The 16,943-nt window shown below is 62.0% G+C and carries 15 protein-coding genes and 1 tRNA gene; 5 read left to right on the top strand and 11 right to left on the bottom strand.

Features of this window, described 5'->3' with window-relative positions; all coding sequences use genetic code 11:
- Nucleotides 1–34: 34 nt before the first annotated feature.
- Nucleotides 35–913: a pirin family protein gene (locus tag ACZ9H4_RS30665; RefSeq protein WP_408145157.1), complete on the bottom strand. Its 879-nt coding sequence runs from the start codon at nucleotides 911–913 to the stop codon at nucleotides 35–37.
- A 122-nt stretch (nucleotides 914–1,035) separates the two neighbouring features.
- Between ACZ9H4_RS30665 and ACZ9H4_RS30660 the strand changes: the two genes are divergently transcribed.
- Complete coding sequence (locus ACZ9H4_RS30660; RefSeq protein WP_408145159.1) at nucleotides 1,036–2,022, top strand: LysR family transcriptional regulator; 987 nt, start codon at nucleotides 1,036–1,038, stop codon at nucleotides 2,020–2,022.
- A gap of 408 nt (nucleotides 2,023–2,430) precedes the next feature.
- On the opposite strand, the gene ACZ9H4_RS30655 is transcribed toward ACZ9H4_RS30660, so the two are convergent.
- From ACZ9H4_RS30655 to ACZ9H4_RS30615, 9 genes are all read right to left on the bottom strand, one after another.
- The gene (locus ACZ9H4_RS30655; RefSeq protein WP_408145161.1) at nucleotides 2,431–2,850 is read right to left on the bottom strand and encodes an ExbD/TolR family protein; all 420 of its coding nucleotides are present in this window, start codon (nucleotides 2,848–2,850) and stop codon (nucleotides 2,431–2,433) included.
- Nucleotides 2,851–2,866: 16 nt separating this feature from the next.
- Complete coding sequence (locus tag ACZ9H4_RS30650; protein ID WP_408145163.1) at nucleotides 2,867–3,598, bottom strand: MotA/TolQ/ExbB proton channel family protein; 732 nt, start codon at nucleotides 3,596–3,598, stop codon at nucleotides 2,867–2,869.
- A 25-nt stretch (nucleotides 3,599–3,623) separates the two neighbouring features.
- Nucleotides 3,624–4,361, bottom strand: coding sequence for an energy transducer TonB (locus ACZ9H4_RS30645; RefSeq protein WP_408145165.1), 738 nt, complete (start codon nucleotides 4,359–4,361; stop codon nucleotides 3,624–3,626).
- A gap of 278 nt (nucleotides 4,362–4,639) precedes the next feature.
- Nucleotides 4,640–4,882, bottom strand: a complete 243-nt coding sequence (locus ACZ9H4_RS30640) for a (2Fe-2S)-binding protein (RefSeq protein ID WP_408145167.1) — start codon at nucleotides 4,880–4,882, stop codon at nucleotides 4,640–4,642.
- Between the two features lie 217 nt (nucleotides 4,883–5,099).
- Nucleotides 5,100–5,987, bottom strand: a complete 888-nt coding sequence (murI, locus tag ACZ9H4_RS30635) for a glutamate racemase (RefSeq protein ID WP_408145169.1) — start codon at nucleotides 5,985–5,987, stop codon at nucleotides 5,100–5,102.
- 154 nt (nucleotides 5,988–6,141) lie between these two features.
- Nucleotides 6,142–6,621, bottom strand: coding sequence for a bacterioferritin (bfr, locus tag ACZ9H4_RS30630; RefSeq protein WP_408145171.1), 480 nt, complete (start codon nucleotides 6,619–6,621; stop codon nucleotides 6,142–6,144).
- Between the two features lie 190 nt (nucleotides 6,622–6,811).
- Nucleotides 6,812–8,335 carry a fumarate hydratase gene (locus tag ACZ9H4_RS30625; protein ID WP_408326387.1) on the bottom strand — a complete coding sequence of 508 codons (1,524 nt, stop codon included), beginning with the start codon at nucleotides 8,333–8,335 and terminating at the stop codon, nucleotides 6,812–6,814.
- Nucleotides 8,336–8,389: 54 nt separating this feature from the next.
- The gene (locus tag ACZ9H4_RS30620) at nucleotides 8,390–8,959 is read right to left on the bottom strand and encodes a TIGR00645 family protein (protein ID WP_408156720.1); all 570 of its coding nucleotides are present in this window, start codon (nucleotides 8,957–8,959) and stop codon (nucleotides 8,390–8,392) included.
- A 283-nt stretch (nucleotides 8,960–9,242) separates the two neighbouring features.
- Nucleotides 9,243–10,136, bottom strand: coding sequence for a DMT family transporter (locus tag ACZ9H4_RS30615; RefSeq protein WP_408145175.1), 894 nt, complete (start codon nucleotides 10,134–10,136; stop codon nucleotides 9,243–9,245).
- 557 nt (nucleotides 10,137–10,693) lie between these two features.
- Between ACZ9H4_RS30615 and acs the strand changes: the two genes are divergently transcribed.
- The 4 genes from acs (at nucleotide 10,694) to ACZ9H4_RS30595 (ending at nucleotide 15,441) form a co-directional block, all read left to right on the top strand.
- Nucleotides 10,694–12,676, top strand: coding sequence for an acetate--CoA ligase (gene acs, locus ACZ9H4_RS30610; RefSeq protein ID WP_476122444.1), 1,983 nt, complete (start codon nucleotides 10,694–10,696; stop codon nucleotides 12,674–12,676).
- A gap of 168 nt (nucleotides 12,677–12,844) precedes the next feature.
- The gene (locus ACZ9H4_RS30605; RefSeq protein ID WP_476122383.1) at nucleotides 12,845–13,267 is read left to right on the top strand and encodes a DUF4212 domain-containing protein; all 423 of its coding nucleotides are present in this window, start codon (nucleotides 12,845–12,847) and stop codon (nucleotides 13,265–13,267) included.
- A 4-nt stretch (nucleotides 13,268–13,271) separates the two neighbouring features.
- Nucleotides 13,272–15,290 (top strand): sodium:solute symporter family protein, encoded by a 2,019-nt coding sequence (locus tag ACZ9H4_RS30600; protein ID WP_408145281.1) that lies wholly within the window; start codon nucleotides 13,272–13,274, stop codon nucleotides 15,288–15,290.
- 60 nt (nucleotides 15,291–15,350) lie between these two features.
- Nucleotides 15,351–15,441: transfer RNA gene (locus ACZ9H4_RS30595), tRNA-Ser, on the top strand.
- 258 nt (nucleotides 15,442–15,699) lie between these two features.
- On the opposite strand, the gene ACZ9H4_RS30590 is transcribed toward ACZ9H4_RS30595, so the two are convergent.
- Entirely contained in the window at nucleotides 15,700–16,629 is a 930-nt protein-coding gene (locus ACZ9H4_RS30590; RefSeq protein WP_476122382.1) for a methyltransferase domain-containing protein, read from the bottom strand.
- Nucleotides 16,630–16,943 lie beyond the last annotated feature (314 nt).

The following is a 16,943-nucleotide window of genomic DNA, read 5'->3' as shown; positions in this document are numbered from 1 at the left end:
CCACGTGGTCGCTGCGGCCGCCAACGCCGTTGAGTTAGTGCGTGATCTCGCCCATGCGTCCGGCCTGATAGTCGATGACCGCCTGGCGGATCTCATCCTCGGTATTCATCACGAACGGGCCGTAGCGCACCACCGGCTCCTTCAACGGCACGCCGCCCAGCAGCAGGACTTCCAGCGGTTCTTCGCCGGCGCTCAGCGTGACGGTGTCGCCATCGTTCTGGAACACGACCATCTGTTGCGCGTCGATCAGCTGGCGCGCTTCACCTTCGCCATAGAAGCCCTTGCCGGACAAGCCATACGCGAACACACGATAATCGGCCGGCACCGGTTGCCGGATCGTTGCGCCGGGTTGCAGCGAGAAATGCTGATACAGGATCGGCGTGCGCGTTTCGATGGCGGCCTTCACGCCGAGCGCTTCACCGGCGATTACCTTGACGCGCACCTTGCCGTCCGCGGACGTCGCCACCGGAATACTCGACGACGGTATTTCCTGGTAGCGCGGCGCGATCATCTTGTCGCGACGCGGCAGATTCACCCACAATTGCAGGCCGTGCACGCGGCCGCCCGTGCGCACGAACGACGGGTCCGGCATCTCGCTGTGCACGACGCCCGCGCCGGCGGTCATCCATTGCACGTCGCCGGCATGCAGCGTGCCCGAATGGCCCGCCGAATCCTTATGGCCGAACTGCCCCTCCAGCACGTAAGTGACCGTTTCAAAGCCGCGATGCGGATGATCGGGCGCGCCTTTGGCCTCGCCCGGAGCGTAATCGATCGGACCCATTTCATCGAGCAGCAGGAACGGATCGAAGTCCATCAAAAGACGAGTGGGAAACGGGCGGTGGACGATAAAGCCGCCGCCTTCGGTCGTGCGAACGGCGGGAAACGTGCGTTCGATCGTGCGTGTCGTGCTCATCAATATCACCTCGAAAAATGGGGAATAGCATCATTTTTGAAACATGGCGCTATTATAGGGACCGTTTTAAGAGGTGCCAGCCGCCGTCGCGCAATGGATTGTTCTATTACTGGAACGATGAGATGAAGATCGATTCACACAACCTGAATGACCTGATGTATTTCTCGCAGGTCGTCGAACATGGCGGTTTTTCCGCCGCCGAGCGGGTGCTGGGCATCTCGAAGTCGCGCCTGTCGCGCCGTTTGACGGAGCTCGAAGCGTCGCTGGGTGTGCGTCTGCTGCAACGTTCCACGCGCAAGCTGGCGCTGACCGAGGCCGGTCAACTGTTCTATCAGCACTGTCAGGCAATGCTGAGTGAGGCGCAGGCGGCGGTCAACGTCGTACAGCAACTGCGCTCGTCGCCGCGCGGCACCGTGCGCGTCAGCGTACCGGTCACGGTCTCGCAGACCATCCTGTCGACGATCCTGCCCGAATTCATGCATCGCTATCCCGAAGTCAAAGTGGTGATGCGGGTGACGAACCGCGTGGTCGACCTGTTCGAGGACTCGATCGACGTCGCGCTGCGCGTGCGCTCCGATCCGCCGGAAAACGCCAACATCGTGGTGCGGCCCTTGTGGCGCACGCAGCAGATGCTGGTCGGTGCGCCGAGCCTGCTGCAGCAGAATGCGCCGCCGCTCACGCCCGCCGATCTGAACCGCTTCGAAACGCTCGACGTGCCGACGGGCGACGGCCGCCACGTCTATAACCTGATCTCGCCCGACGGCACGCGACACGCGCACGAACATGAGCCGCGCCTCGTGACTGCCGATCTGATGACGATTCGTGAAGCGGTACTCGCCGGCGTCGGCATCGCCGCGCTGCCGGAGATGATGTATGGCGCCGCGTTGCGCACGGGACAGTTGTCGCCGGTGATGCCGGGCTGGACCTTTCCGACACCTCAGTTGTACGCCGTATTCGTGTCGCGCCAGGGGATGGTGCCGGCCGTGCGCGCATTCGTCGATTATCTGGTCGAAATGCTCGATCCGGACGACGGCAAACACATCATGGGCGAGTGCCCAGTACGCGAAGAGACGGCCACGGCGCAGGCATCGCTCGCGGTCGTGTCATAGGGCGTTGCGCGTGGCGACATCGCTTTTAGCATTTAAGCGTGGGCTGTCATGAGTACTTTCAATGGCCGTTTGCTTGAATGCGCGCGCTCGCGGGCCTATAGTGAAATCCCTTCGCTAAGGAGTCTCTTATGCGGAAACTCATGGCCGCTATCATAGCGAGCCTGATAGGGCTGAGCGCGCTGTCCGTGTCGATCACGGCTGTCGCATGCGGTGACCCAGGAAGCCGTCAATCTGCGACCGATGGCAAATGAGCCCGCCGCCCGAAGGCGCCGAGTGCGCACAAAAAAAGGCCTTCATCTGACGATGAAGGCCTTTTACTTTTTGTCCCCTGTTTCAAGGGCTTTTGCGCGTTTTTTGGCAGGTGTCGGGTAACGCGCCGGGGTTCCAGAGCAGCGTTACTTGCCAGGCTTATTTGGCTTTGGGCTGCGTCACGAAACCAATCTTCGTGAGGCCGCCGGACTGAGCCGCCGACATCACCTGCGCCACTTTCTCGTACGGGACCTTGCGGTCCGCGTCCAGATGCAGTTCCGGTTGCGGGCTCGCTTGCGCGGCCTCTGCAATTTTCGCGCTCAACGTTGCTTCGTCGACCTTCTGGTCGTTCCACAGGACGTTGCCGTCCGCGTCGATCGCGACCGTCACCTGCGCGGGCTTGGTATCTTCTTTCTGACTGCTTGCATGCGGCAGATCGATTTTGACCGCGTGACGAATCACAGGAATCGTCACCATGAAGACAATCAGGAGAACCAACATCACGTCGACGAGCGGCGTCATGTTGATCTCGTTCATCAGGCCGTCGTCATCGTCGCCGGCGAAGGGGCTCATTGCCATCGGAGTGCCTCGTCGATCAGTTCGCGCGGGTCGCGAGACGCAGGCCGTCGCCGCGCCTGGACGACGACAGGCGTGCGCCCGTCACGAAGAACGCGTGCAAGCCATGCGCAAAGCGGCTCAGCTTGGCGACAATGCCCTTGTTGGCGCGCGTCAGTGCGTTGTAGCCGAGCACGGCGGGAATCGCCACGAACAGGCCGAACGCGGTCATGATCAGCGCTTCGCCGACCGGGCCTGCGACCTGGTCGATCGACGACTGGCCGCTCGCACCGATTGCCAGCAGCGCGTGGTAGATGCCCCACACGGTGCCGAACAGACCGACGAACGGCGCCGTGCTGCCGATCGACGCGAGAATCGCGAGACCGCTCTGCATGCGCGCGACGCTTTCATCCATGGTGTCCTTGAGGCAGCGCGTGATCCAGTCCGACACGTCCATGCGATCGTGCAGATGCGGCTGCGTTTGATGATGGTGATCGGCCGCTTCCTGGCCCGACAGCGCCAGCGCGAGGAACGGGTTGTCCTGCGGCGTCGAGGAGCCGGCGCCGAGTTTCTTCACGCCGTCGGCGAGATCGTCCGAATGCCAGAAGGCTTTTTCGGCATTCTTCGTGAGGCGGTTCAGGCGCATCACATTCCAGCCTTTGACGACGATCACGCTCCACGACATCACCGACATGATCAACAGCGCGAGCGCGATGCCGCGCGTCACGAAATCCCCTTGCGCCCACACGTGCGCCAATCCGTAGTTTTGCATTGCAAGTCCTTTTTTAAAATCTGCTTCAATCGCTCAGATTGAAGTCGTAAGGCTGGGTGTACGCGGCCCGAATCGGCTGGCCGTTCTCAAGATAGGGTTTGCAGGCGCTCGCGCGCACGGCGGCGAGCGCGGCATCGTCGAGGCGGCTGAAGCCGCTGCTCTTTTTCAACTCGATGTTCTCGAGCCTGCCCGTCAGGCCGACCACGAACTTCACATACGCGGTGCCGGTTTCGCCGCGCCGCTTCGAGAGCGACGGGTATTCGGGCCTGGCGATGTTGCAGTCGAGATGTGAGACGTTCTTCGGCGCGCTGATCTCCATCGTCTGACGGCCGATTGCCGGCGCGGCCTCAGCTGGAGGCGTCGCTGGCGCGGCGGGCGCGGGCGGCGTCGGATCGGGCGCCGCGACAGGGGTCGGTGACGGTGCGGCTGCCTGAGGCAACGGCGTCGGCGTCGGTTTGGGCGTCGGAGTCGGCTTCGGCTGGACCTTGGGCTTCGTATGAACCGGTGGCGCCGGCTTCGGCGGCGGCGGCGCGATGGATTCCATCGCGACCGGCGCGGCGAGCGGCGCCGGCGGCAACAACTGCGCGGTCATCACGTGCGATTCGAGCGTGGGCTGCACGGGCTCGTGACGCAGCGTCATGATCACCGCTAGCAAACTGATGTGAATTACCGCCACTACGGCGGTCGCAGTCAACGCACGGGAGTTCATACGAGCGGACGAAGCCGGCTTCGCGCCAGCCGGGACAGTAGGCGAGGCCTGCATGTTAGCGTGGCAGCGCGCTGGTGGAGCAACGCGTCAGACAAGACATCGTCATGTTCGGAAGATCAGCAGCGAAATAAATAAAGTAGTCACGAAACCAATCAGCAATTCCATCTCGAACTCCTTTCGATGGGTGAGCGGGTAGCTGGCTGGTACGAAGACGGATACTGGCTTGCTGACGGCAGTGGGATAACGCGTAATGCAGCGCTTGAAACGGCGCTTGAAACAGCGGGACGCCGGGCGCCCCTTGGCAGGGCTCGCGGCGTGCCCAAAAGCAGCCTTCAGGCGGCTTTGCGTTCGTAGAATGTCAGCGGGACAGCTTGCGGATGAAGCTCGATGCCGACGCCGCAGCGGCTGGCGCACACGCCGCTTTGCAGCATGACATCGCGCACGGACTCTTCGCACTTGCCGCAGCAGGAAGCGACGCCCAACTCGAACTGAAGCTCGTCGAACGAGTCGACGCCATTCGCGATCGAGGAACGGATCGTGCGGTCAGAAACGGACTTGCAGACACAGACAATCATGGCAGGACGTCATAGCTAACGTTAATGCGAATTATTATCATTTTGTTTGGGCCGTTTGGCAAGAGCCCTGCGTGGTTTTTTGTAACAAAACCAGACTCTTAGAAGGGTTTCGTCTAAGGAGTGGTGTTGGACGTCTCTCGGCTGATACGGCAGAAAATGCCCGAAACGTGGGCAAAAACGCCCTTGGAGGGCGCCACAATGTGCCGGACGTGCGGTTTTATGCGGCTTGGGAGTCCGGCGCTGCCGTGCGGCGCGAAGGAATCTGTACCTGTTCGACGGCCGCGTCGATATGCAGGAGGGTGGCCGCGAGTTGCTGCTGATGGGTGCCGTCGCCGGTCGAGTAAAAACGGGGCAGAGCCGCGTCCGCGTTTTGCGTGGCGTCGCGCAGGCCGTGCTGGTCCAGTACGCGTTCCAACTGACGCGCAATGGCGACGCTCGTGTCGATCAGCGTGAGCCGATCGCCGACGATGTCGCGAATCGCCTCGTCCAGAAACGGGTAGTGGGTGCAGCCGAGCACCAGCGTGTCGGCGCCGGCATCGAGCATCGGTTGAAGGTAGCCGCGCAGCAGCGTGCGCACCTCGGCCGAGCCGACGTCGCAGCGTTCGACGGCTTGCACGAGCCCGTGGCCGGGTTGGCAGAGGAAGCGGCAATCGGCGGCATAGCGCTCGATCAGTCCCTGAAAGCGGGCGCTGCGCAAGGTCACCTGGGTGGCGAGCACGCCGGCCACGCGGGTTTTGGACTGCAGCGCAGCCGGCTTGATGCCGGGCTCGACGCCCACCAGCGGAATGGGCAGCTTTTCGCGGACCAGGGCGATTGATTGCGCGGTCGCCGTGTTGCAGGCGACAACCAGCGCTTTCGCACCTTGCTTGACCAGCCATTCGCCGATCGCAAGCGTGCGGTCGGCGATGAAGTCGTCGTCGCGCTCGCCATACGGTGCGTAGAGCGAATCGGCGACATACAGGATGGCTTCGTCAGGCAGTTGCGCCCGGACCGCCCTGAACACCGACAAACCGCCCAGGCCCGAATCGAAAATGCCCACCGGCGCGCTCGAAGCGGCGCCCGAGGCGAATGTCCGGACGGTCGGGGACGGCGATTGTGCAGGCATAGGCGAAGAGCGCGCGCATGGCGCGGCGGTCAAGGGATGCTCGGAAAAACGGGAAGGTGCGCAAGTATATCGCCCGCGCGGAACCGGTCATGGCGAATGCCGTCGTGAGTGACCTGGTCCATGCGTCGCGCGGACTGTTTTCAGCGTGGATCGATCAGGACTCGACCGTGCCCATTGCGCTTTGCTGGTAATTCTGGATGCCGACCTTGTCGATCAGATCGATTTGGGTTTCGAGCCAGTCGATATGTTCTTCCGTGTCGTCGAGAATCTTCGTGAAGATTTCGCGCGAGATGAAATCGCGGACCGATTCGCAATACACGATGGCTTCCTTGCAGGTGCTCTGCGAAATCTGTTCGAGCTTCAGATCGCATTCGAGGATCTCTTTGGTTTCCTCGCCGATCAGCAGTTTGTGCAGGTCTTGCAGATTGGGCAGACCGTCGAGCATGAAAATGCGTTCGATAAGCCAGTCGGCATGCTTCATCTCACCGATCGACTCGTCGTATTCGTGCTTGCCGAGTTTTTCCAGACCCCAGTGACGATACATGCGTGCATGCAGGAAGTACTGATTAATGGCGGTCAGCTCGTTTTTCAACTGAGCGTTGAGATATTCGATGACCTTCTTATCGCCTTGCATGATGTGTCCTTTAATGGGGGTTCAATTTTCCAGAACGATAAACGCCGACGCCCGAAAAGCCAAGGTAAAAATGCAGTTTTGCGCCTGATTTCGAAGGTTTTCGCGTGTTGCTTATTGTTCTCATTTCGTTATAAAAAAACCGGGGCGCAAGGCCCCGGTTTCCGTTTTCTTCAGTAGATCCTGGTATCGATCAAACCGTCGCAACCGGAATCTTGCCGATCTTCGCCTGCCATTCCTTCGGCCCGGTCTGATGTACCGACGTGCCGTTCGAATCGACGGCGACCGTCACCGGCATGTCCTGCACGTCGAACTCGTAGATCGCTTCCATGCCGAGGTCTTCGAACGCGAGCACCTTCGCGCTGCGAATCGCTTTCGACACGAGATACGCGGCGCCGCCCACGGCCATCAGATACGCGGCCTTGTGCTTCTTGATCGCCTCGATCGCAACCGGTCCGCGCTCGGCCTTGCCGATCATCGAAATGAGGCCCGTTTGCGAGAGCATCGTTTCGGTGAACTTGTCCATCCGCGTGGCGGTGGTCGGGCCTGCCGGGCCGACTGCTTCGTCGCGCACCGGATCGACCGGGCCGACGTAGTAGATTACGCGGTTCGTGAAGTCGACCGGCAGCTTTTCGCCCTTCGCCAGCATGTCGGCGATGCGCTTGTGCGCGGCGTCGCGCCCCGTCAACATCTTGCCCGACAGCAGCAGCGTCTGGCCCGGCTTCCAGGCGGCAACTTCTTCCGGTGTCAGTGTGTTCAGGTCGACACGCTTACTGGTTTCCGTGTTCGGTTCCCACTGGACTTTCGGCCATGCGTCGAGCGACGGCGCTTCGAGCTTCGCGACGCCCGAGCCGTCGAGCGTGAAGTGTGCGTGACGCGTGGCCGCGCAGTTCGGGATGATCGCGATCGGCTTGGACGCGGCGTGCGTCGGCGCGGCCATGATCTTCACGTCGAGCACGGTGGCGAGACCGCCGAGACCCTGCGCGCCGATACCGAGCGCATTGACCTTCTCATGGAGTTCCACGCGCAGTTCCTCGATCCAGTCCTTCGGGCCGCGTGCGATCACGTCCTGAATGTCGATCGGGTCCATCAGCGATTCCTTGGCCATCACCATCGCTTTTTCAGCGGTGCCGCCGATGCCGATGCCGAGCATGCCCGGCGGACACCAGCCCGCGCCCATGGTCGGCACGGTCTTGAGAATCCAGTCGACGATCGAATCCGACGGATTGAGCATCGCGAACTTCGACTTGTTTTCCGAGCCGCCGCCCTTGGCCGCGACCTGCACGTCGACGGTGTTGCCCGGCACGATCTCGTAATGGATCACGGCCGGCGTGTTGTCCTTCGTGTTCTTGCGCGCGCCTTCGGGCGGGCTCACGATCGACGCGCGCAGCACGTTGTCCGGGTTCAGATAACCACGGCGCACGCCTTCGTTGATCATCTCGGTGACGCCCATCGTTGCGCCGTCCCAACGCACGTCCATGCCGACCTTCACGAACACCGTGACGATGCCGGTGTCCTGGCAGATCGGGCGCTTGCCTTCCGCGCACATGCGGCTGTTGGTGAGAATCTGCGCGATGGCGTCCTTCGCCGCCGGGCTCTGTTCGAGCTCGTAAGCGCGGCCCAAGGCCTGGATGTAGTCGAGCGGATGGTAATAGCTGATGTACTGAAGCGAATCAGCAATGCTCTGAATCAGATCTTCCTGTTTGATGACGGTCATGGCTTGGCTCAGTGGGGACAACGGCGCTTGTTTTCCGATCGCAGCACTGTGCGGTCAGTCGTGCGCCTTCAGGGGAGTGGAACCTTTTGCGGAAGCCACGGCATGCAGCGCCGCGGGTTCTTCGAAATGCCTGGGATGCGTATGCGTGGTGAGGCGGTCGACCAGCGCCATCACCAGCGCGGACACGAGGAACGCCACGTGGATGATGACCTGCCACATGATCGTGTGGGTCGTGTTCTGGTCGGGACTGATGAAGGTCTTCAGCAGATGGATCGACGAGATGCTGATCAGCGCCATCGACAATTTGACTTTGAGCACACCGGCGTTCACGTGGTCGAGCCATTCCGGTTCGTCCGGATGACCCTCTACGCCGAGGCGCGAGACGAAGGTTTCATACCCGCCGATGATCACCATGATCAGCAGGTTCGAGATCATCACCACGTCGATCAGGCCGAGCACGACCAGCATGATGTTGGTTTCGTCGAGCGTCATCGACGCCGTGACCAGATGCCAGACTTCCTTGAGGAACAGCACGACGTAGACAGCCTGCGCGATGATCAGGCCCAGGTAGAGCGGCACCTGCAGCCAGCGGCTCATGAAGATGATGACGGGCAGCGGACGCATCGGGCGGCGCTGACGGGCGGAGTCGGGTCGCGGAGCAGACATAGGCAAGAATCAGATGAAACGCGGGTGACGGAACACGGACCACATGCGCGGACCGGTGTGCAATGACGCACGCGGATCGGACACGCAAACCATGCGCAGACGGCTCGGTGCACGGCGTGAGAGCGCCGGGTAAGCTTGCGTCAGGCGCGCTATTGTACAGCGTCGGGTGAATTTGCTGCGGCGCGGCGGGCAGGGCGGGCCCCGTGAACCGCCTGAGCCACATCTTGGCCGGGCGGCGTGCTCAGGACGCCACCGGCGGCACCCGCCTCGTTTTCAGGCTCGCGAGTCCGATGCCCGCGACCACGCAGGCGAGCGCGAAGCCGTGCGCGAGCGTGGGCCGTTCGCCGAGAAACGTGATGCCGTAGATCGCCGCGGCCACCGGCAGCACCGCGCTGAACACGCCCGCGAGACTGCCCGGCACATGACGGATGCCCTTCATCCACAGCCAGAACGAGAAGATGCTGGCTGACAGTCCGTACCACAGCACCAGCGTCCAGATGCTGAGCGGCACCGCCTGATAGTCGAAGTGCACGAGCGCGCCGGCGCCGAGCGGCAGCATCAGCAGCAGGCCGAACAGGTGCGTGTACGCGCAGATGTCGATCGGCGCGAGCGTTTGGGTGAGACGCCGCGACAGGATGATGTAGAGCGATTCGCAGCACACCGCGCCGAGCACCATCAGATTGCCGACGAACGAGGTCTCGCCGGCCGCGTTCTGGCCAATGTGCGCGAGATTAATCACGACGACGCCGACGATCGCCAACGCGATCGACGCCAGCGCCCGGCCGTTCGGCCGCTCCTTGAGGATCAGCCACGACAGCAACGCGACGACCGCGGGGATCGTGCTGGTGATGACGCCGGCCGCCACGGCGCTGGTGCGCTGCACGCCGTTGAGCATCAGCAACGTAAATCCGAAGGTGCCGAACAGCGCCTGCAGAAACAGGTTGACCCATTCGTCGCGTTTGACGCGGCGCAGTTTCGCCACACGCAGGAGCGGCCAGAGCACCGCCATCGCGATCACGAAGCGCAGCAGCGCGAACAGCGGGACGGGGACGAACTCGACGATCGATTTACCGATTCCGACATTGCTGCCGACCAGCAGCATCGAGGTGATGAGAAGAAGGGCGTAGCGATTCAAGCTGGAGTCCGGGCGGCTAGTTCAGTTAGCATTGTAAGAGGCCGTGAGAATCAGCGTAAAGGCACACGGGCAGACATGAGGGCGGATGCCCGACGTCGCAACGCGTGCGAAGTGCACATCGTATGCGAGTTCGAATACATAAACGTGGCGTAACGCGTAGCATGCGCGCCTGGACTTGCGTAGTGTCGACTGCGCCGCTTGTACGTCGTGTGCGTCACGGTTCAGGCCGTACGCGGCACGTTGCACAGGCGTGCCGCGTGTCTGCCCGGCGGCTAAGGGTTTTCGCTGGCAAGCCGATGCGGCTCGCGTAAGTGGCTGGTAAGTTGCAACGCTTATGTTTTGGGCATGAGAGCGGCGAGTTCCTGCACGTATCCATGCTGCAGCGCCGCATGGATAGACTGTGCAGGCGAACAGGCCGCGGCGCGGCGCCCGGCGTTTCGCTGCGCGAGGGTTGGAGACAGCGCGCGTCGGTCATCGAGGTCGGCGCCGACAGGACATGGCGCGCCACGGGCGCGCCGGTACAGGATTTACGTTTCATCTTCACCAAGGGGTTGTCGATGTCTGCGATTGAATCGGTTCTTCAGGAACGCCGTGTTTTCCCGCCCTCCGCTGAAGCAGCGGCAGGCGCGACCATTTCCGGCATGGATGCGTACCGGGCGCTGGCCGCCGAAGCGGAACGCGATTACGAAGGCTTCTGGGGGCGCCTCGCTCGCGAGACGCTGAGCTGGAACACCCCCTTCACCAAGGTGCTCGACGAATCGAAGGCGCCGTTCTACACGTGGTTCGAAGACGGTCAGCTGAACGCCTCGTATAACAGCCTCGACCGTCATGTCGAAGCCGGCCATGGCGGGCGCGTTGCGATCGTCTTCGAAGCCGACGACGGCACCGTCACCAACGTCACCTATCAGGATCTGCTGCAACGCGTGTCGCGCTTTGCGAACGCACTGAAGAAGCGCGGCGTGAAGAAGGGCGACCGCGTGGTGATCTACATGCCGATGTCGATCGAAGGTGTCGTCGCGATGCAGGCTTGCGCTCGCATCGGTGCGACGCATTCGGTGGTGTTCGGCGGCTTCTCGTCGAAGTCGCTCAACGAGCGGCTGGTGGACGTGGGTGCGGTCGCGCTCATCACTTCCGACGAACAGATGCGCGGCGGCAAGGCCTTGCCGCTGAAAAACATCGCCGACGAAGCCCTCGCGATGGGCGGCTGCGAAGCGGTCACGAGCGTGATCGTGTATCGGCGCACCGGCGGTAAGGTCGCGTGGAACGAAGGCCGCGACCTGTGGATGCATGAACTCGCGCAAGCCGAGTCGGATCAATGCGCGCCCGAGTGGGTCGGCGCCGAGCATCCGCTTTTCATCCTCTACACGTCCGGTTCGACCGGCAAGCCGAAGGGCGTGCAGCACAGCACCGGCGGCTATCTGCTGTGGGCCGCGCAGACCCTGAAGTGGACCTTCGACTGGAAGCCCACCGACGTGTTCTGGTGCACCGCCGACATCGGCTGGATCACCGGCCATAGCTACATTGCGTATGGCCCGCTGACGCTTGGCGGCACCCAGGTCGTGTTCGAAGGCGTGCCGACCTATCCGAACGCCGGGCGCTTCTGGGACATGATCGCGAAGCACAAGGTCACGCTGTTCTACACCGCGCCGACCGCGATCCGCTCGCTGATCAAGGCCGCCGAAGCCGACGCGAAAGTGCATCCGAAGAGCTACGACCTGTCGACGCTGCGCATCATCGGCACGGTCGGCGAGCCGATCAATCCGGAAGCATGGGTGTGGTATCACGAGAACGTTGGTGGCGGCCGTTGCCCGATCGTCGATACGTGGTGGCAAACCGAAACCGGCGGCCACATGATCACGCCGCTGCCGGGCGCCACGCCGCTCGTGCCGGGTTCGTGCACGCTGCCGCTGCCGGGCATCATGGCGGCGGTCGTCGACGAAACCGGGCAGGACGTGCCGAACGGGCAGGGCGGCATTTTGGTGGTGAAGCGTCCGTGGCCGTCGATGCTGCGCAACGTCTGGGGCGACCCGGACCGCTATAAGAAGAGCTACTTCCCCGAAGAACTCGGCGGCACGCTGTATCTCGCCGGCGACGGCGCGGTGCGCGACAAGGAGACCGGCTACTTCACGATCATGGGCCGCATCGACGACGTGCTCAACGTGTCGGGTCACCGGCTCGGGACGATGGAGATCGAGTCGGCGCTGGTGTCGAATCCGCTCGTGGCCGAGGCCGCGGTGGTGGGCCGGCCCGATGCGACCACGGGCGAGGCCGTGTGTGCGTTCGTCGTGCTCAAGGGCGCACGTCCGCAAGGCGAGGCGGCCGTGATGCTCGCCAACGAACTGCGCAACTGGGTCGGCAAGGAGATCGGTCCGATTGCGAAGCCGAAGGACATCCGCTTCGGCGAAAACCTGCCGAAGACGCGTTCGGGCAAGATCATGCGCCGCCTGCTGCGCTCGCTCGCGAAGGGCGAGGCCATCACTCAGGACGTGTCCACCCTGGAGAACCCGGCGATTCTCGATCAGCTCGGGGAGTCGCTCTGAGCGGCGGTTAGTCTGTGCCCGTGACAAGCGCGTGCCGAACGATACGCGCTTGATCTGACGCAAACGGCGATCACTGGTCGTCTGCTTAGACCACTTGGGCCACACCGTCGATGCCACCGCGCGGACAATCCCGATTGCCTGCCCGGTGGCTTTTTGTTAAATAGGCGCATGGCCGCGCCGCACCACTCCTCTCACGCTACGCTTCATCCCGCGCCCGAACCGCCTGCGGTTTCGGCGGCGATGGCGCGAGCGCATCAGAAGTACTGGCGCTTCAATCTCGCGCTGATCGCGACGCTCATGACCATCGGCTTCATCGTGTCGTTCGTGCTGCCGCTGATCGCACCCGCGTTGGCGCATGTGCGCATCGGCGGTTTCAGTCTGCCGTTCTATTTCGGCGCACAGGGCGCGATCCTCGTCTACCTTGCGCTCATCGTCGTGTATATCGTGCTGATGCAGCGTGCCGACCGCCGCCTGCAACGTGCGTTCGATGCGGATGCGGATGCGGATGCGAATGCAAGCGCAAGCGCAAGCGCCGCAGCCAGCGCAAGCACGAATGCCGATGCCAACGCGTCAACCGGGCGCGGACGCTGAGCCGATGAAACTCACGCATCGGCTAATCCGCTCCTACGCGCTGTATACGCTCGGGTTCCTGCTGTTTATCTACGTGATGTGGCGCATCGAGCGCAACACCGGCCCGGGTGTATGGATCGGCTATGTGTTCCTGTTCGTGCCGATTGCGGTGTACGCGGTGATCGGCGTGCTCTCGCGTACGTCCGATCTGGTCGAATACTACGTGGCGGGGCGGCGCGTGCCGTCCGCGTTCAACGGCATGGCGACCGCAGCCGACTGGTTGTCGGCCGCGTCGTTCATCGGTCTGGCGGGGTCGATCTATGCAACCGGATACGACGGTCTCGCGTATCTGATGGGCTGGACCGGCGGCTATTGCCTTGTCGCGTTCCTCCTTGCGCCCTACGTGCGCAAGCTCGCGCGCTACACGATTCCCGATTTTCTCGGCACGCGCTTTTCGAGCAACGCGGTGCGCGGGCTCGCCGCACTGGCCGCGATCCTGTGCTCGTTCGTCTATCTGGTCGCGCAGATCCAGGGCGTCGGACTGATCGCGACGCGTTTTATCGGCGTGGATTTCGCCATCGGCATTTTCTGCGGACTCGCGGGCATCCTGGTGTGTTCGTTTCTTGGCGGCATGCGCGCCGTCACGTGGACGCAGGTCGCGCAGTACATCATCCTGATCGCGGCGATCCTGATTCCCGTGTCGATGATCGCGCATAAGGACGGCCTCGGCTGGGTGCCGCAAGTCAGTTATGGCCGTTTGATGGAGCGCATGGAGCGCCTCGAGCAGCAGGTGCGCGACGAGCCGCTCGAACAGACCGTGCGAGACGATTATCGACGCCGCGCGACGCTGATGCAGATACGCCTCGACGCGTTGCCGCACTCGTTCGTCGACGAGAAGCAGCGGCTCACGCAGGAAGTCGCCGACCTGCGCCGCCACAACGGGCCGCTGCGCGATATCAAGGAGCGCGAAAGGGCGCTCGAACAGTTCCCGCGCGACGCCGCCGCCGCGCAGATCGTCTGGACCCGGCATCGCGACGAACTGCTGATGCGCGCGGCCGCGCCGGTGCCGATGCACGAGCCGTTTCCCGCCGTCAACGACGCGGACCGGCGCATCCACGAACGCAATTTTCTTTCGCTGCTGCTGTGTCTGTCGCTCGGCACGGCGAGCCTGCCGCATATCCTGACGCGCTATAACACGACGACTTCGGTGGCGTCCGCGCGGCGCTCGGTCGGCTGGACGCTGTTTTTCGTCGCGCTGTTCTATCTGACGGTGCCGGTCCTCGCGGTGCTGATCAAGTACGAGATGCTGAGCAACCTGGTCGGCCATCACTTTGCCGATCTGCCGCAATGGCTGATGCAATGGCGCAAGGTTGAGCCGAGCCTGATCAGCCTCGCCGATACGAACGGCGACGGCATCGTGCGGTGGAGCGAGATCCAGATGCAGCCGGATATGGTGGTGCTCGCCGCGCCGGAGATCGCGGGGCTACCGTATGTGATGTCGGGTTTGATCGCGGCCGGCGCGCTGGCCGCGGCACTGTCGACTGCGGACGGTTTGCTGCTGACGATCGCCAACGCGTTGTCGCATGACGTGTACTACCACATGGTCGATCCGGGTGCGTCGAGCCAGCGGCGTGTGACGATCTCGAAGATTCTGCTGCTGGGGGTGGCGCTGTTCGCGTCGTATGTGGCGTCGCTGAACACGGGGAACATTCTGTTTCTGGTGGGCGCGGCGTTTTCGCTGGCGGCGTCGAGTCTGTTTCCGGTGCTGGTGCTCGGCGTGTTCTGGAAGCGCACGACGCGGCTCGGCGCGGTGGCCGGCATGGTGGCGGGGCTCGTGGTGTGCATCTATTACATCGTCTCGACCTATCCGTTCTTCACGCAGATGACGGGCTTCACGGGCGCGCGCTGGTTCGGCATCGAGCCGATCAGCTCGGGCGTGTTCGGCGTGCCGGCGGGGTTCCTGGTGGCGATCGGCGTGAGTCTGATCGACCGCAAACCGGATGCCTATACGATCGCGCTGGTGGACTATATCCGGCATCCTTGAGCGGGTTTTCGCATGGGTGTGGCACACGGCGCGAAGTTTGCTATAATTCGGCTCCCCGCCGGAGAGATGGATGAGCGGTTTAAGTCGCACGCCTGGAAAGCGTGTATAGGTTAATAACCTATCCGGGGTTCGAATCCCCGTCTCTCCGCCACCCTTCCCATAAGCCTTTGCGCCCGACTAAAGTTTGCGCTGTGCCATAGAATCGTCAGCGCAACGGTTTCATGCGGTCCAATTTTCTTCTGTAGTCCACTCTGCGACCTTGTCATCCGCGTGTGCAAAAAGTGCCCGGGCGTGCTCAACCACGTCTGCATCGGTCGCGCGCTCCGCCAAGATCGAGCAGCATTCGCGAACCTGGGAAACATCGAGGATGATTCACACTGGAAAAGCTATTGCCGTTCCCTTGCCGAATTCACTCGATCTCAATTGCCTGATCCGGCAGCTTGATTTTCCTGCCTTCTTTCCAGCCGCAAATCAGATAGTGCTGCGCGGGATCTGACCCAGCGGCCCTAACGTCTGGATTTGCCTGGAGATATTGTTCTGCGCGAAAGTCTGGCGGCAACGCAATAGGCACAACAGGATCAAGCTCGCTGGCTTCGTTGGGAATGCGCGGACCGTGCATCGCAAAAAGCTCTGGAGGTCGTTGCTTCCTATGGCTGGCTATTAGCTTACGTTTCAGGCGCCACAATGGCCTCGCCTTCCAGGCTACGTCATGCATTCTCGTCCAGCTCTGGAGAATGTAATCTTTGTTATTGGAACGGCGTAGCCTCACGAAGAACTCGGAATCGTTATATTCGGTGTCGTAAAAGCCTTCACATGCAAAATCTATAAGGCCGGCGCTCGCGAGATCCCTGAGGATCAACGCAAACGACGCAGGCGTAAAGGTCCAACAGTGGACATCATGATAAATGCCGCGCTCGATAGCATCCTTGGCTAGTGTCAGTGCACCTTCAAGGGTATGCCCACGTCGCGTCTCTCCGATGCGAATTTTCCTTCGCCAGGCCGTTGCGGTGTCGACATCTGCGGCATTTAACGCGAAATCAAGAATCGAATGCGGCTGTGGAATCCGCGCCCCGATGACATGGCTAAGCAGGACATCTGAAAGACTGCTTTCGCGCCTGAAATAGTCGAACGTGAATCGTTTGTCGGGGACGATAAGGCGAAGTTCGCCAGTCGGGTGGAGAATGGACGCGATCTCGCGTAACCAGGCGACCAGGTCAGGTACATGCTCAACAACGTGGGACGCAACAACGTAGTCAACACATTGGCCCTTGACGGCATCGATGAGCGTGTTTTCTCCCCAGATCGCATCAACATCAACGATTCTGGTGATGTCAACCATTGGATCGTTGGCGTAACGTTGGCTTAACGAATCAGTGTCGGTGTAGTCTACGTAAATAATCGGTCCATCTTCACGCCGTACGAATGGCCGACAGAGCGCCACCGATCTCAACACCGGTGGTTGTACCTAGATTAATTCCTGCGAGTAGCTTACTACGGCGGATCGAGAATTGCTTTTTGAAGTTCGGGTCGTCTTGTATGTATGGCATATGATCGTCCATGGAGTTGACCCTGTAATTCCGGACACAGCGTCACACTAAGGTTGCTGAATCCATCGCGCGGCGAAACGCTCGTGGCGAGCGGTATTTCAACGCG

Source organism: Paraburkholderia sp. TE9906 (assembly GCF_056279605.1).
The sequence above is the reverse complement of the archived record's forward strand: the minus strand, read 5'-3'. Positions and strand labels throughout refer to the sequence as shown.